Source organism: Chryseobacterium sp. BLS98, from assembly GCF_001045445.1.
Classification (GTDB): Bacteria; Bacteroidota; Bacteroidia; order Flavobacteriales; family Weeksellaceae; genus Chryseobacterium.
On record NZ_LFNF01000003.1, the window covers coordinates 784737 to 800923 of the forward strand.

Annotated in this window: 20 protein-coding genes; 9 read left to right on the forward strand and 11 right to left on the reverse strand. The window is 36.2% G+C overall.

Annotated features, from left to right (window positions below; translation table 11 throughout):
- Positions 1-19 precede the first annotated feature (19 nt).
- From ACM40_RS14705 to def, 7 genes are all read left to right on the forward strand, one after another.
- Positions 20-898: a hemin ABC transporter substrate-binding protein gene (locus tag ACM40_RS14705; RefSeq protein ID WP_048503497.1), complete on the forward strand. Its 879-nt coding sequence runs from the start codon at positions 20-22 to the stop codon at positions 896-898.
- On the forward strand, positions 882-1922 hold the full coding sequence (locus ACM40_RS14710) for a FecCD family ABC transporter permease (protein ID WP_048503498.1): 1041 nt from the start codon (positions 882-884) through the stop codon (positions 1920-1922). Before ACM40_RS14705 ends, ACM40_RS14710 begins: the two co-directional genes overlap by 17 nt.
- Entirely contained in the window at positions 1922-2692 is a 771-nt protein-coding gene (locus ACM40_RS14715) for a heme ABC transporter ATP-binding protein (RefSeq protein ID WP_048503499.1), read from the forward strand. The genes ACM40_RS14710 and ACM40_RS14715 overlap by 1 nt, the downstream gene beginning before the upstream one ends.
- A gap of 2 nt (positions 2693-2694) precedes the next feature.
- Complete coding sequence (locus ACM40_RS14720) at positions 2695-3345, forward strand: class I SAM-dependent methyltransferase (RefSeq protein ID WP_048503500.1); 651 nt, start codon at positions 2695-2697, stop codon at positions 3343-3345.
- A gap of 4 nt (positions 3346-3349) precedes the next feature.
- Entirely contained in the window at positions 3350-4378 is a 1029-nt protein-coding gene (locus ACM40_RS14725) for a hemin-degrading factor (RefSeq protein WP_048503501.1), read from the forward strand.
- 381 nt (positions 4379-4759) lie between these two features.
- Positions 4760-5632, forward strand: a complete 873-nt coding sequence (locus ACM40_RS14730) for a ChaN family lipoprotein (protein WP_048503502.1) — start codon at positions 4760-4762, stop codon at positions 5630-5632.
- A gap of 272 nt (positions 5633-5904) precedes the next feature.
- Entirely contained in the window at positions 5905-6534 is a 630-nt protein-coding gene (gene def, locus ACM40_RS14735; RefSeq protein WP_048503503.1) for a peptide deformylase, read from the forward strand.
- Between the two features lie 64 nt (positions 6535-6598).
- Here the strand turns inward: def and ACM40_RS14740 are convergent, their stop codons facing one another.
- Entirely contained in the window at positions 6599-7321 is a 723-nt protein-coding gene (locus ACM40_RS14740; RefSeq protein ID WP_048503504.1) for an NERD domain-containing protein, read from the reverse strand.
- Between the two features lie 38 nt (positions 7322-7359).
- Here ACM40_RS14740 and ACM40_RS20290 point away from each other — a divergent pair, with 38 nt between their 5' ends.
- The gene (locus tag ACM40_RS20290; RefSeq protein WP_228376194.1) at positions 7360-7467 is read left to right on the forward strand and encodes a peptide deformylase; all 108 of its coding nucleotides are present in this window, start codon (positions 7360-7362) and stop codon (positions 7465-7467) included.
- 49 nt (positions 7468-7516) lie between these two features.
- Here ACM40_RS20290 and ACM40_RS14745 read toward each other — a convergent pair whose 3' ends face one another.
- The 5 genes from ACM40_RS14745 to ACM40_RS14765 form a co-directional block, all read right to left on the reverse strand.
- The gene (locus ACM40_RS14745; protein ID WP_048503505.1) at positions 7517-8245 is read right to left on the reverse strand and encodes a hypothetical protein; all 729 of its coding nucleotides are present in this window, start codon (positions 8243-8245) and stop codon (positions 7517-7519) included.
- Between the two features lie 11 nt (positions 8246-8256).
- Positions 8257-8952, reverse strand: a complete 696-nt coding sequence (locus tag ACM40_RS14750) for a hypothetical protein (protein WP_131705371.1) — start codon at positions 8950-8952, stop codon at positions 8257-8259.
- Positions 8953-9159: 207 nt separating this feature from the next.
- Positions 9160-9582: an organic hydroperoxide resistance protein gene (locus tag ACM40_RS14755; protein WP_048503507.1), complete on the reverse strand. Its 423-nt coding sequence runs from the start codon at positions 9580-9582 to the stop codon at positions 9160-9162.
- Complete coding sequence (locus tag ACM40_RS14760) at positions 9583-10017, reverse strand: MarR family winged helix-turn-helix transcriptional regulator (RefSeq protein WP_048503508.1); 435 nt, start codon at positions 10015-10017, stop codon at positions 9583-9585. It lies immediately after the preceding gene.
- Positions 10018-10049: 32 nt separating this feature from the next.
- On the reverse strand, positions 10050-10682 hold the full coding sequence (locus ACM40_RS14765) for an NAD(P)H-dependent oxidoreductase (RefSeq protein ID WP_048503509.1): 633 nt from the start codon (positions 10680-10682) through the stop codon (positions 10050-10052).
- Positions 10683-10894: 212 nt separating this feature from the next.
- Between ACM40_RS14765 and ACM40_RS14770 the strand changes: the two genes are divergently transcribed.
- Entirely contained in the window at positions 10895-11647 is a 753-nt protein-coding gene (locus ACM40_RS14770) for an SDR family oxidoreductase (protein WP_048503510.1), read from the forward strand.
- A gap of 100 nt (positions 11648-11747) precedes the next feature.
- On the opposite strand, the gene ACM40_RS14775 is transcribed toward ACM40_RS14770, so the two are convergent.
- From ACM40_RS14775 to ACM40_RS14795, 5 genes are all read right to left on the reverse strand, one after another.
- Positions 11748-12023, reverse strand: a complete 276-nt coding sequence (locus ACM40_RS14775) for a hypothetical protein (protein ID WP_048503511.1) — start codon at positions 12021-12023, stop codon at positions 11748-11750.
- A 107-nt stretch (positions 12024-12130) separates the two neighbouring features.
- Positions 12131-13084 carry a protein-glutamine glutaminase gene (locus ACM40_RS14780; protein ID WP_131705372.1) on the reverse strand — a complete coding sequence of 318 codons (954 nt, stop codon included), beginning with the start codon at positions 13082-13084 and terminating at the stop codon, positions 12131-12133.
- A gap of 300 nt (positions 13085-13384) precedes the next feature.
- Positions 13385-14434, reverse strand: a complete 1050-nt coding sequence (locus ACM40_RS14785; RefSeq protein ID WP_048503513.1) for a serine hydrolase domain-containing protein — start codon at positions 14432-14434, stop codon at positions 13385-13387.
- A 205-nt stretch (positions 14435-14639) separates the two neighbouring features.
- Positions 14640-15242 (reverse strand): short chain dehydrogenase, encoded by a 603-nt coding sequence (locus ACM40_RS14790; RefSeq protein WP_048503514.1) that lies wholly within the window; start codon positions 15240-15242, stop codon positions 14640-14642.
- Positions 15243-15301: 59 nt separating this feature from the next.
- Entirely contained in the window at positions 15302-16165 is an 864-nt protein-coding gene (locus ACM40_RS14795) for a helix-turn-helix domain-containing protein (RefSeq protein WP_048503515.1), read from the reverse strand.
- Positions 16166-16187: the final 22 nt, after the last annotated feature.

Sequence of the window (16187 nt, forward strand, 5' to 3'; positions counted from 1 at the left end):
AATCAAATAATAGTATATCATGAAAAAATTAATCCTTGCAGCTTCCATTCTGATGGCAGTATACTCATGCAAAAAAGCAGAAGGAGCTAAAACAGAAAATACAACAGAAACCTCTTCTGAAGCCCCTAAATCCAATAACAAAATCGTTACCCTGAGCGGAGGCATTACAGAAATTGTAAGCGCATTGGGCCACGAAAAAGAGATTGTAGGAACAGACGTTACCAGCACCTATCCTGCAACATTAAAAGCTACAGCTAAAGACCTTGGACATGTAAGATCCATGACCATCGAGCCTATCATGGCGGTGAGCCCTACTTTGATTTTAGCTTCCGAAAAAGATATCAACCCTGAATTAATGGCTAAAATCAAGTCTTCAGGTATCCAGGCTGAGATTTTCAAACAGGAATACACGGTAGAAGGAACCAAAAAACTGATTGCTGACGTTGCAAAAGCTGTTGAAAATACAGAGTATCAGAAATTAAACGATAAAATCGATGCCGATCTGAAACAAATTCAGCCGATCGCTAAAAAGCCAAAAGTACTGTTCATCTACGCAAGAGGGAATATGCTGATGGTTTCAGGTAAAAATACACCTATGGCCTCTTTAATAGGTCTTGCCGGCGGAGAGAACGCAGTAAATGATTTCGAAGATTTCAAACCACTGACACCGGAAGCCGTTGTAAAAGCCAATCCGGATATTTTATTCTTCTTCGAAACAGGCCTTCAGGGTGCCGGCGGAAATGAAGAAGCTCTTAAAATGCCGGGCGTAGCCCAAACCAATGCCGGGAAAAATAAAAAGATCATCGCCATGGACGGAGGATTGGTTTCGGGTTTCGGACCGAGACTGGGAGAGGCTGCAGTTGAACTAAACAAACTTTTAATTGAAAACACAAAGTAAGCTTTACTTTTATCTTATTGTAAGTGTCCTGCTGCTCGTAATTCTTGCAGTTGTGGCACTTTATATCGGTGTTTACGATTTTAATGGGACATCGCCGTTCAGTGTTTTAGGACAGCTGATTAAAGGAGATCCCGGTTTGGCCTTAAACGATAAATATGTGATCTGGGACGTAAGAGCTGCGAGAATTATTATGGCCATACTCATAGGAAGTATGCTGGCAGTTTCCGGGACAAGCTTACAGGGTTTATTTAAAAATCCCCTAGCAACGGGTGAGGCGATAGGTTTAACTTCAGGAGCAACGTTACTGGCAGCTATTGCCATTGTTTTGGGAAGCCATTTTAAGCAGTATCTTCCTGAAGTAGTTCAGTTTTCAATAGTCGGAATATCAGCATTTTTAGGTGCTTTGCTGGCTATGATGCTGGTTTACAGGATTTCTACCAGTGCAGGGAAAACCAATGTTGTCATGATGCTGTTAAGCGGTGTTGCCATTACATCCATAGGTTTTTCCATTACCGGATTTCTCATCTACATTTCAAAAGATGAACAGTTAAGAGACCTTACGTTCTGGAATATGGGAAGCCTTGCTGCTGCTACCTGGACGAAAAATATTGTTTTAACGCTTGTTTTGATCATTTCATATGCTGTTCTGCTTCCAAAGGGAAAGGCTCTGAATGCCATGATGCTGGGAGAAAAAGATGCGGAGCATTTAGGAATCAATGTTGAAAAACTGAAAAAGCAGATCGTGATCATTACCTCACTGATGGTAGGGACCTGCGTTGCATTTTCAGGAACGATTGGCTTTATAGGGCTTATTGTTCCTTACATTTTAAGGCTTTTATTCAAGTCCAATTATGTTTTCATTCTGCCGTTGTCAGCAGTTTTGGGAAGTATTTTACTTTTGACTGCCGATACCATCAGCAGAAGCATTGTAGCCCCTTCAGAACTGCCGATCGGTATTTTGACCTCCCTGATCGGAGGGCCGGTTTTTATTGCTATTTTAATTAAATTTAAAAAATCACTCTAATGATAAAAGCACATCAGATCAACTATCTCCACAGGAATTTCCATATTCTTGACGGTGTGGATGTCTCTTTGGATTATGGAGAATTTTTGGCGATTGTAGGACCAAACGGAGCAGGAAAATCAAGCCTTCTCAGTGTTTTGGCCAATGAAGTCAGGGGAAAACAGAAAATTTTATTTAAAGACAAACCCATTACCGATTGGGAAGTAAGGGAATTGTCCAGGCATAAATCCAAATTTTCCCAGCATAATTCCAATGAAATTCCTCTGCAGGTAAAAGATGTTGTTATGATGGGGCGTTATCCGTACTTTGATTCGCAGCCACGTCAGGAAGATTTTGAAGCAATGAATAAAATGATGTATGAAACAGATGTTTATCACCTGAAAGACAGAGAATACAACACACTCTCCGGAGGAGAAAAACAGCGTGTCCATCTTTCAAGAGTAATGGCACAGCTGCAAAATGAAATTGCCCACAAGCTGGTTTTTCTGGATGAGCCTTTGAATAATTTAGACATAAAACATCAATATAAGGCTCTTGAAATTATTAAAAATTTTACAGCAAAAGCCAACAGTGCAATTGTAGTAATGCATGATTTGAACCTTGCAGCCCAGTTTGCAGACAAAATTTTGTTAATGAAATCAGGAAAGGTTTCCGCCTACGGAACGCCGGAAGAAGTTTTTACAGCCCAGAATATCAGCCAGGCATACAACTTTCCGTGTACCATCTGCGGACACCCCATTACCAATAACCCAATGATCATTTTTGGATAACCATGGAAAAAGATGAATTAAAAATCCTCGCTCAGAATCTGGCCAATCCGCAGGGAGAAAAAGGAATAGAGATTGGCGAGATGATGAATGCCACCAACATCAGCATGACATTGGAAAGCATTAAAACACTTTTAATAGAAGATGATGAAGACATTCTTGAAATAGGGCACGGAAATGCCGGACACGTGAAAAATATTTTAAACAGGGCCAAAAATCTCAAATATACAGGAGTTGATATTTCCGAAACCATGCATAACGAAGCCAAAAAGCTGAACAAAGACTTTGAAAATCAGGCAAAATTTGTATTGTATGAAGGTAAAAAGCTGCCTTTTGATGACAAAACCTTTGATAAAATATTGAGTGTCAATACCGTCTATTTCTGGGAAGAACCCGTTGAGTTTCTCAATGAGATCTACAGGGTTTTAAAAAAAGACGGGACTTTCGTTCTGACTTTCGGACAGAGAAAATTCATGGAAACACTCCCGTTCACGGAATATGATTTTACCCTGTACAGCAACCGCGAAATGGAACAGCTTGTTTCCCAAAGCCATTTCAAGAGAATGAAAATTTCTGAAAAAGAAGAAGATATACCAAGCAAATCGGGAAACGAGACTATACACAGAATTTATACAGTTTTAACCATAAAAAAATAAAATAATGAGCACATTAGTTAATGATTTAAAGGAAAAATGGGAAGCTCTGAAAGCAGAAAATCCACATATAAGAATAAGAAATGCTGCAGCTCAGCTGGGAGTAAGTGAAGCTGAATTATTGGCAACAAGTATTGGAGAAGGTGTAACTGTCCTTACCCCTGAATTTCCGGCTATCCTTACCGAAGCAGAAAAATTAGGCAAAGTAATGGCTCTTACCCGTAATGATGAATGCGTTCACGAAAGAAAAGGAACTTACCAGAATGGTGATTTCAGCAGTCCTCACGCACAGCTTTTCGTGGGTGAAGATATTGATCTTAGGATTTTCCTTAACCACTGGAAATCTGCATTTGCAGTAGTGGAAGGGGATAAAAAAAGTCTTCAGTTCTTTGGAAAAGACGGCCTTGCCCTTCATAAAATCTACCTGACAAAAGACAGCGTTGAAGCTGCTTTCGATGCTATTGTGGAAAAATTCAAAGCTGAAGAGCAAAATCAGGCTTTATCCATTGAAGCTGTAGCCCCGAAAGCTCCTGAAAAGGAAGATTCTGAGATTGATGCCGAAGGATTCAAAAAAGCTTGGACAGAATTAAAAGATACCCACGATTTCTTCATGATGACCAGAAAATTCGGGGTAAGCAGAACCCAGGCATTGAGACTGGCTCCTGAAGGATTTGCCAAGAAAATTGATAATTCCAAAGTGGTGAATGTTCTGGAAGATGCTTCAGAAAAGAATATCCCGATCATGGTATTCGTAGGAAACAGGGGAATTATCCAGATCCACACCGGGAATGTGAAGAAAACCCTTTGGCACCAGCAGTGGTTCAATGTAATGGACCCGGATTTCAACTTACACCTGGATGTTACGAAGATTGCTGAAGCATGGATCGTTAAAAAACCTACTGAAGACGGGGAAGTAACAGCTATTGAAGTATTCAACAAAGAAGGAGACTTTATCGTTCAGTTCTTCGGAAAAAGAAAACCCGGAATTCCTGAGCTGCAGGAGTGGAAAGATCTTGTGGCAGAATTAGAGAAATAAATAGTTAGATGATTTTAAGCGGACCGTTTTGTTTTTTAAATTCAAGGCGGTCTTTTGTTTATATAGCAGATTGCTGGATTTGCCTGAGAAAAGGTAAATTTGATTTGCAAGCTTTTTAAACCACAAAAGTCACAAAAGTTTTTAATTGATTTAAACACTTTAGTTTTAAAAAGTTTTAATATTTTGAAAACAATAAGAACACATAAGCAGAAAATCAAAGATTTTAACAGAACTTAAGTGTACTTCATATACGCGATGTATTAAACTTAAAATAACTAAGGTGTTTGATAAGCTTTTGTGACTTTTGTGGTTTAAATAAGCATAAAAATCTGTGATATTTGTGAAAAAATAATTGTACAATTTGTATTTAAATAAATAAGAATGAAAAATATTTTCATAGCCATTCTCCTGGCTGGCTTCTGTTCATTAAGCGGGCAGGATTTTAAAGCTTACCAGTTTTATGACAAAAAAGGAAAAGAAATAAAAACTGATAAACTGATTAAAGAACTGGCTGAGTATGACGTGGTTTTCTTTGGCGAAAATCATAACAGCTCTATCAATCACTGGCTTCAGCTGAAGGTGACTGAAGGTTTGTTTGAAAAAAAGAACGGGCAGATCATTCTGGGAGCGGAAATGTTTGAAAGAGATAATCAGGATCAGCTAAACAAGTATCTGAGTGGAATTTTTGATGCTAAAACACTGAAAGATTCAGCCCGTTTATGGAACAATTATGCCACAGACTACAAACCTTTGGTTGATTTTGCCAAAAGCAAAAAACTGAACTTCATCGCGACCAATATTCCAAGAAGATATGCTTCTCAAACCGCAAAAGAAGGCTTGGAATCTCTGAATAAATTAAGTGAGAAAGAGAAAACCTACATTGCACAGCTTCCGATCAAGGTAACACTGGATACGCCAGGCTATCAGGAAATGAAAGCGATGATGGGAGATCATGCAGAAGGAACCAAAGTGATGAACTTTATTTCGGCCCAGGCCACAAAAGATGCCACCATGGCTGAATCTATATTGAAAAGTATGCAGGCCGGAAAAACTTTTATCCATTACAACGGAAACTATCACAGTAAGGAATTCGGTGGAATTTACTGGTATATCAAGCAGAAAAATCCGAACCTTAAAATGGCGGTGATCTCTGTTTTTGAATCCGAGGATCCGGAGCTTAAAGTTCCTGCAAAAGATTATATTCCGACGGATTTTAACCTGATTATTCCAGCGGATATGACGAAAACATTTTAAAATGCCGGAGGTCTTTTTAAATTGAAAAGTTTGTAATGATAAAAAGGCTTCGACTCCGCTCAGCCTGACAGTGGATAAATATTTACGGATAGTATTAACGTTGTCAGGCTGAGCGGAGTCGAAGCCTTATATTTATTAAAATATGCATAGTATATTAAAATTCAATAGGAACGGGCTTTAACCCGTTTTACAAAATAATAATCTAATAAGGGCTTTAGTCCAAAGGTCTCATTTAAGACGTAATATCTATCTTTGCACTACAAATCATCCTCATGAAAAAAATATCTTTCCTGCTTATACTTTTTATTGGCCTTATCAATGCTCAGAAACTCACATCCAATGAAATTTCTATTATCAATAAAGGAGATGTCAATACAGCGATGCCTATTTATCAGACCACCGATGCCAATCAGCATAAAATTTTATTAAGCCTTTCTACAGAAATTGATCCCATTGACCTGAATACGGCAACTTTAGTAAAAAGAATGAAAGAATCCCTTCTTTCAACGGATGGGGGAGTAGGAATTGCTGCACCACAGGTTGGGATCAACAGGAAAGTAATTTGGGTTCAACGTTTTGATAAAGAAGGAAATCCTTTGGAATATTTTATTAATCCTGTGATTGTTTGGAAATCAGAGTTACAGAGTCTTGGTCCGGAGGGTGATTTATCTATTCCGGAATTCAGGGATCAGTTCTACAGAAGCAAAGTGATTCAGCTGGAATATGTAGATTTGAAAGGGCAGAAGTATTCTGAAATTGTAGAGGGCTTTACCGCGGTCATCTTTCAGCATGAAATTGACCATCTTTTCGGAATCCTTATTTCAGATAAAAAGGAGAAAGAAAAGAATGATTCTTATAAAAAGGTGGATGCTTTTAAAAAGAGTGATTCAACAACGAGATAATGTCTTGTTTCTATGTGAATTAAATCTTTTCTTGCATTTTAGATATTATTTTCTGATAGAAATTTTACTTTATATTTCTTGTATATTCACATTTCGGAAAATTGTTACAACCCCAGAAAAAACCATATTTGCCATTTCTTTTAATAAGGTTTCCTCCACAATTTGGGCACGAAATATTTCGGTTGGTGTTAGAATTGGCTATTATTCTTTTATCTTCAGTACGATTGTTTATTCTCGCATTGAGAATTGTTGCGATAATTTCGTTCTTGGTTCGTTCGTTTATATAAGCTGAATCATATTTTTTAATAGTTTTGACCAACTTATGGGTATAAACAACATCAGTATATGTTTTGGTCTTAAGGGTTGCTCTTTTTGTAAATGCAATTATTGAATAATATCTCAGAAATGGATAATTTTTCAGTATATGTTTTAAAGCATAGATATGACCCTGGTTTTGCAGAACAGGATTGTAAAATTTACGCCTGTACTTATAAATAGCCTGAGTCCAGTATCTGTCTTTTTCATAGCCTAAAATCCAGCCTTTATAGTTTTTGGTTTCAATAACGAATATCCCGTAATCTGAAACAATGATATGATCTATTTGTGAAGTAGAACCTTTAATCTTTAGCTCAATATTATTCAGGACAATATATTCTTTATTATTTAATCTTTTAAGAGTTTCAGAAACCCTGCGCTCGCCAATATATCCCTTTATTTTTGGAGTATAATATTTAATGACCAGGAATAGGATGCCCAGAATAAAAACAATTAAAAAGCTAATGTCCATGCTGTTTATATATATTTATTTGCTCCCATAAGAAACAGATTTCTGAAATTGCGAAAGGCTTTACAGCTGTTATTTTCCAGCATGAGATTGACCATTTTTTCGGGGTCTTGATTTTAGATAAAAAGGAAAAGAAGAAAACAATTTAAAAAGAAGTGAATGTTTTTAAAGAGCGATATTTTGTGATGCGATAAGGATTTAAATGTTTAATGGGTAAGAAAAACAGTCTATTCTGTAGGTCTTAATTTTAAATTTTAGCTGGCTTCTTTTTTTAGAATTATTTATAAATTCGTAAACTCGTCCGTTTTCGGAATCTAAAAAGAACTCATTGTATCGACTTGTTTTTTTTGATTCCTTCAGAATATAATTGAAAATGTTCTTAGTTCTATTGATACAGGAATCTGATTCTTCCATTTTGTATTTATTGACCCTATAGGTTAAATAAACATAATTCTCAAAAATTTTTGGTTTTAAATAGAGATTAGTTTCAGTATTTAAAACATTGTTCATCAACGCTTTCGTTAGTATTTGAAATTCTTTTGGATTTAATCTTAATTCTTTAACTAAAATATTCATCTGTTTCTCAAAAGTTGTATTGGTTTTTGGATGAAGCTGAGGAGTGTTTGTATTTGTAAAATTCCAATAATCAAAATACATATTTGAAAAGAATGGAATTGAGTAGAATCTTTTATTCTTTTCAAAAACTAAGATCTCATCATAATCTTCTTTTTCAGGATTTTCATAAAGGGTTATTGATAAAGAATCCAAATCAATTTTTTTTATTTTTTCTAAGTTTTTATTGATCATTGGGAAATTTTCCAATAACGAATTTATACTTGCTTCTGAAGTTTCAAATCCAGATGTATTTTCTTTATTACAGGAAATTGAAATAGAAAATAAAATAAGAATTAAAGAGATCCGTTTCATTAATATACTTTTTAATAGCCTATTTTAAGTTTCAAATTGCAGCCATTATTTTTATCAAACTCATATTTTTTTCCATTCTTCCCCTCCTCAACTAACTTCAGGCTTTTTGAAGATAGGGTAACAATTACATCAAAATTTCCATATGCATTTTTGTAAAGGTTATATTCTTCAATTTTAAATCTTGGTGTTATTCTCAATTCATATTCATTATAACTCTTTTCATTTTTTTTATAAAAGTTTATTGTAGTTGAATTTAATCCGTTGTCAAAACTTACAATATATTTCCCGTTTTCTAAAATTTGGGGGAAATTATCTGTAAATCGTGAAATTTTAGTTTTCTCATTAAATAATAAAAATCCTGATATTTCAAATCCTGACATTTTAAAAATATAGAAATCAGATTTTTTATCAACAAGATAAAATTTTACGTTACAGGATTTTATTTTTCTTAGTTTATTGTCTTCATAAAAAGGAAATGTTGCACATGAATCTTGAAAGATTTTGGGGAACTTTCTTTTAAATTCAGCTAATAAATTTGGATTTTCTGAGTTGAAGATCAAATTTAACTCAACTTTTTTTGCTTTCAAATAATTGTAGTTCTCATTATCGAGAAATTCAATTTTTATAGCTTCATTTCCTTTAATTGTATACGAAAAGTATTGACACTTTTCATCATCAAAAGGCTGAAGAATTTGGGATTTTGCCATTTGAGAAATCAAACTAAAAATAAGAAATAAATATTTTACCATTGTGGTTAACAGCTCAAATAATTGCTTCATTCTAAATTATAATCCCATAAAATTAATAATTTTAGCTTGAAAACAATTTTTAATTCTAAGCTATTGAAGATAATCTATTAAATAAAAAAATCTGCCTCGAAAGAAACAGATTTTTTTATAAAAAAGAAACTCATCTTAATTATTCGTCACCGAAAGTTTCACTTCAATATTACCTCTCGTCGCATTAGAATACGGACAAATCTGATGTGCTTTTTCAGTCAGCTCCTGTGCTTCTTCAATAGAAACCCCCGGAATATTCACATCCAGTTCTGCTGCTAACCCAAAACCTCCGTTTTCGAATTGCCCAATGCTGATCTTTGCCGTAACGGTTGTTTCTCCGGTTTTTACTTTAGATAAACTGATTACTCTGTTAAGTGCACTGTCAAAACACGCTGAATATCCGGCTGCAAAAAGCATTTCAGGATTCGTGAAGTCATCGTTACCGCCGCCTAAAGCTTTAGGCATTCTTACATCAAGGTCCAGAACTCCGTTTTCACTTTTTACATGGCCGTTTCTTCCTCCCTGTGCGGTTACTTGTGTTGTATATAATGTTTTCATTTATTTTTCTATTTTGTTTAATATTTTTAAGATCGTTTCTTTGAGGTGAAGCAGGTCTTCTGTTTCTACCCCAATTTTAGCCTGTATTTTTCCGGGAATTTCACAGGCTTTCTGCTGCAGCTGTTTTCCGGCTTCAGTTAGAAATACTTCAACCACTCTTTCATCTTCTTTTTTTCTCTTTCTGGAAATAATTCCTTTAGTTTCAAGTCTTTTCAGGAGAGGCGTTAAAGTTCCACTGTCCAGAAACAGTTTTTCACCGATATGGTTCACCGGAAGACCATCATTTTCCCATAATACCATCATTACAAGATACTGCGGATAGGTAATGCCAATCTCATCAAGAAACGGACGGTAAAGGCCTGTGATCTCTTTTGCGATCACATAAAGCGGAAAGCAAATCTGATTCTGTAGCTGCAATGATTTTGAATTTTCCATAAGGCTGAATCTGAAAGTGTTGGGATAATATATTACTTCTTGATGATGAATTCCTCCATAGGAATCCTTACTTTTTTCATCGTGGAAAGCCAGTCATTTTTTTCATCTCTGTATCCAAGATACAAAAGGCTTACGCTTTTCAATCCCAGGTCTTTTAATCCCAGAATCTCATCCACAACCTCATTGCTGAATCCTTCTGCAGGAGTGCTGTCGATCTTTAATTCTGCAGCCTGGGCCATGGCTAAACCTAGCGCAATATAAGTCTGGCGGGCTGTATGGGCAAAATGCTCTTCAGGAGTCTGAGCTCCGTATATTTCTTTGATTTTATCTGTATAACTGCTGAAACGTCCTCTTGGTAAGTCCCTTACATCGGTATGATAATCGTATACCTTATCAATTTTTTCATTGGAATAACTGTCCCAGGCTGCGAATACCAGAACATGGGAAGAATCTCTCATCACTTCAGGATTCAAAGCTCCAGCCATCATTTTTTCTTTTAATTCCTGGTTTTCCACAACAACGATGCGGAAAGGCTGAAGACCCGAAGAAGTAGGAGCCAGTCTTGCTGCTTCTAAAATGGTATTAAGATTTTCCTCTGTTACTTTTTTTGAAGGATCGTATGCTTTTACGGCATGTCTCCATTGTAAGTTTTCTATTAATGACATTTTTCTAATTTTTAAATTACGTTTTTAATTATTCTATTGTTTAAAATAACTATGCAAATATAAAACCAATTATATTGTGTGCAATTTAATTTTGATAGATTTAATTGATGTCCATTTTAGAAAAAGCTGATAAAGAAATAAACTCCACAAGAATCAGATTTTTTATGAAACACTTTATCTGAAACTTTACAGAAGAATTTAAAACAAAAATAATGCAGAGATTTAAAAACAAAACAGCCCTGATTACCGGGGGAACGAACGGAATGGGATTTGCAACGGCACAACAGTTCATCCTGGAAGGTGGTAAAGCAATCATCACCGGCAGGAGTGAAGAAACCGTGCATCATGCGTTGGAAAAATTAGGTGAAAAAGCTTCCGGGATTGTATCTGATGCAGGAACCATGAAGGATCTGATGAACCTGCAGCAGCAGGTAAGAAGACATACGGAACATATTGATATGGTATTTCCCAATGCCGGGTTCGGAAAGTTTTTCCCCATTGAAAATGTGGATGAAAATCATTTTGACGAGCTCTTCAATACCCTGGTAAAAGGGCCGTTCTTTACAGTTCAGCAGGTACTGCCTTTAATGAGGAAAGGAAGCTCGGTTATTTTCAATACGTCTGTAGCGACCGAGATAGCAATGCCCAACTTTTCAGTTTATTCTGCTGCAAAATCAGCAGTGCAGTCTTTTATCAAAACCTTCGCTGTAGAGCTTACGGAAAGAGGAATACGGGTAAACGGAATCAGTCCCGGACATATTAAAACCAATATATTTAACAATACAGGTTTGAATCCGGAACAGATTGAAAGCGCAATTGACGGTATTATTCCCACTATTCCTTTTAAAAGGCAAGGTGATCCATCTGAAATTGCTCATACCGTTCTGTTCCTGGCTTCCGAAGAGGCTTCTTATATTCATGGAGCGGAAATCAGGGTGGACGCAGGAATTTCCGTTATAAGATAATAAAATCCCCATCTTATCAGTGGTGGGGATTATAAAGGAACTTAAATTTCTTATTCAGTCTGTTTTTAAGTGCTAATACGAATAAAAAGAGAAAGCCAGGTCAGGGAATTTCATTGATCTGTTTTATAATATTGGTGTTGTTTTCAATACCTATATTATATGCTTTTCCTTTTTTATGGCTTTGTCCTGCTTTTTCAAGAAGCGATTTATAATTTGTTTCTTTTTTGGACAGATAAAAAATCTGCGGACTTATTCCGATGGATATCCGGGTAAACTCTTCCGGTTTTTCAGGGTCTTCGGATACATTAGTGATAACCGAGTTATTATACCAGGTCAGGCTTTGTGAACCTGAGCTTCCGGAACAGGATGTAATCATAAATAGTATTAGGAGTATATAAGTCCAGATTTTCATAAAAATATATTTGGTAAAAACAGCTTCTGCAATTAAGTTATGAAAAAAGCGGCAGAAGCTGTTTAAATTAATTAAAATCCACAGCTTGCCACACTTGGAGCCGGTGAAGGAGAGCATCCTGAAAGTGAAGAGAAAATATTCAGTACGCAATTGGTGTTCACCAAATTATCGTCATAAAGATAAGATGCACCAGGGCTTCTGTAGTAAACATTCCCTGCTGTATTGGCATACGATGATACAGAGGCAGATCCGCAGCTTGTATTAACGCAGGCATTTCTCCAGGCTGTATCTGTAACAGGTCCGCTTGGGAACAGGGAAGGATCAATAATTCTTTTTTCAGTAACGCCTGAAGCGTTTTTATAGCTTACCAGGATGGCAACATGATAGCTCCATGCTACACAGCAGGTACCGGTAGATGCCTTTAGATTTCCGTATACGAACTGTTTCTCACAGTCGTAGCCGTTATTAATCAGGATTTGTCTCATTTTGTGGGCTCTTGCATAGCATCCGTCAACAGGATATCTGAAGGTAATGCAGGGTGAAGATGCTGTAGAAGTACCACAAGCCTGGTTTTTGATCAGGGCAAACATACTGTTTAATGTGGCCACATTGGGAAGAACGCTTGTTAATTTGCTGGTCTCGCTTTTAACCTCTTTGGTATAAGCAGATTTGAAGAAACGGATATCTTCTTCGTTCCCTTTTTCCACTTTGGCAATTTCATGAGTGTTAGGTTTGATGAAAACCTGGATAGGAGACTCGTTCTTTACTGCTTCTCTGATCAGATTGATGTATTTTTCATTGTCTTTCGTAGGGGTTATGGTGTAGAACTGAGCGGTAACAATGAAAGATACTTTCAAAGTACCGTTTTCGTCTTCTATCCCTACCGGAACGGTTTTCCCCAGATCCGTTAAAGTTTTGTTGGCTGTTTCGTTCTGACTCATCTGATGCTCTGCATTGGAGTCTGTACAGGAATTAAATGACAGGGCTGCCACAAATACCATCATTGATAACAGTAATTTTCTCATAATTCTCATAATTTGGTGATTAGTAATAAATATATTGCTCTAAGTTGTTGGTATGTCGTTTTTATGTAAACCTTGTAATGAAAATAGTTCACTTTATTGTGATATTAAAAGTAAATAAAAATAAAATACCGACAAATTATTTTTTTATAAAAATTCAATTATTTTAGTAATTTTTCATTAAAACCTTTGTTTTAAATGGATGCAAAGGTGTTTTGGTGCTGTATCAATAAAATTATGTAATTGCGGAACATAAAAAAGCCCGCTCATCAGGATGGCGGGTATTTATATTCTGAAAAATAATTATCGTTTGCCTTTCATCAGGCTGCTTTCTAAGACAATATCTCTGATGAGTGCTTCATGGTAATAATATAAATTACTATCTTCATTCATTTGGTTTTCCAGAACAATAATGCTTACATCGGAACCCGGAACATAAGCATTCAGAGATGCAAAACCATCACCCAAACCGGTGTGACCCAAATAAGGAATACCATTATATTTCACGATACGCATATTATAGCCGTAACCCGATTTCTCCTTTCCAAATACATCGTGCTGTGACAATGTGGATGATGTAGTCATGAGCTTATAACTTCTAGAGCTCAGAATTTTCCCTTTATGAAGGAGTGAATTCCAACGTGCCATATCTTCTGCCGTAGTAATCATACCATCAGCAGGCATATTTTCATTGGTAATAAATGAGTTTTCAACAGGTGTAAAATTATTGTTTTTATTCATATGTCCATATACCAGGTTTCTGCGGTTATCTTTAGAATAGCAGAATGTGTTTTTCAGATGAAGTTCTTTAAACAGATCAGTAGCTTGTTGAATATATGATGTCCCGGAAGTTTTTTCAACGATTTTTCCTAAAAGGATATTCGAGAGATTTCCATACTTGAATTCTGTACCCGGTTTAAACAGTAAGGGCTTCTCTGTATCAACAATTCCGTGGGTGTGATTTAAAAGCTGATGGACAGTAACTGAATCTGCCCAGGGCTGAGTCAGGGAAGGAAGGTTTTTTTTAATTGGAGCCTGCAGGTCTAATCTTCCTTTTTCAAATTGTTTTAATATTAATACAGAAGTAATCTGTTTGGTGTTGGACATAATCTCGAACTGATTCTCCATTTTCAAAGGAGATTTAGTTCGGCTGTCCTGAAAACCATATGCTTTCGAATACTTTATTTTTCCGTTTTGGGTGATCAGGATAATTCCGTTAAAAGGTCTAGGAGATCTTGGAGAATGTATTAAGCTGTCTATCCTGGTGATATAATCTTTCTTATTTTGAGCGTATGATTGAGATGCAGTAAAAAGCAATCCCGCAGTGCAGAGGATTGTTATAAATGGTTTCATATGTTTTTTTAACTTAAAAATTAGATGTGATTTGAAATTTACAGGGAACCCAAAAATAGGTTTTAAAATAATATGTTAAGCAGGAAAATTTAAAAATTTAAACTTTAGAGGATGCATTCTGCGCCTATTTATCTGAAAAAGGATATGGAAATGCCGGATGTTTGTATTGAGGAAAACCCGTACATTTTTGTAAAACGATTTTTATTTATGAATATACTTTTAAAATTTTTCCGTTTATGCTGCCTTCTGTACTTAAAATATAAGCATTGACCACCTTGTTCATCGGGGCAAGATTATATCCCGGAAACAAACCTTTATACCTTTCAAAACTGTCCTCAACCAGTCCGGGGCTTACTGCGTTGATTCTCAAATCATTTTTAAGTTCCTGTGAGGATGCAAGGACGAAACTGTTAATGGCACCGTTTATCATAGCTACAGCTGTTCCGTTTTTGGCAGGGTGTTCTGCGGCAATGCCCGACGTAAGGGTAAATGAGCCTTCCCTGGACAGGAAGTCCTTACCGATGAGGACAAGATTCATCTGGCCCATTAATTTCCCTTTTATTCCGGGAAGCATATCTTCTTCAGTCATTGAATAATAATCACCATAAAAACCGGTTCCTGCTGTACAGATGCAGGCATCAACAGTTTTCAGCTGTTCAAACATTTTCCGGATGGAGATTTTATCTGAAATGTCCACGCTGATATCACCGCTGTTCCTTCCGGCTGTAATGATTTCGTGAGTGTCCTGTAATGATTCTTTTACTTTTTTTCCGATGGTTCCGTTGCCACCTACAATTAATATTTTCATATGATTTTTTATTCAAAATTAATGATAGGAGCAGGAAACGGGTTAGTACAAAAAGTTCATTATGTATAACAATTCGTCCGGAACTCAGAAGGAGTAAGCCCGTATATTTTCTTAAATGATCTGGTGAAATAGGAAGAATTATCAAATCCACACTGGTCTGATATCTGGGAAATGGTATCTTTTGAATTATTCAGGAGAAGCTTTGCATGTTCCAAACGTTTCTGGTTGATCCATTTCTTGGGAGGGGAGCCATATACGGCATTGAACTCTCTTTTAAAGGTGGAGACGCTTCTGTTGGTAAGCCTGGCAAGGTCTTCCACGGATAATTTTCGGAAGAGGTATTTCTCTACAGTATACATCATACTTTCCTTTGAGGTTGAGACTACGGAACTCCAGAAAGCCATGGTCTGCGGGAGCGGGATTGTTTTAAGAATATAAAACAGAATTTCTTTCTGCTTAAGAAGTAAAATGCCCTTGTCTTTTAAACTGTTGTTGGCAAAATATTCCTGAAGCTGTTCTTTATATATTTCAATAACTTTATTAGTGGATAGTTTTAAAAACTGAACATCAGGAACGGCATGATTAATATTGAGCCCATACTCTGAGATCACTTCCTGTACAATCTGAGGATTCAGAAACAATAAGATCGCTTCAAAATTGAGGCCTTCCTCAAAATATTCCGCCATCGCATAAATTCCTTTCCTTAAGAAAATGATCTCACTGGAGCTGACTGTTATAGTTTCATTGTCTATATGCAGATGCTTATTTCCTTTCAAGATGAATACCAATGTATCCTGTGTAAGAAACACGGTTTTAGTCGTTGTCTTATTCTCCCGTTTAAATTTTGCAAAAAAAGTATTTTCAACGACCAGGAAAGTAGGGTCATTAGCATCAGCTTTTTTAGGGGGAAAGTGAAAAAACATCGTTGATGAAAATTGTATAGCC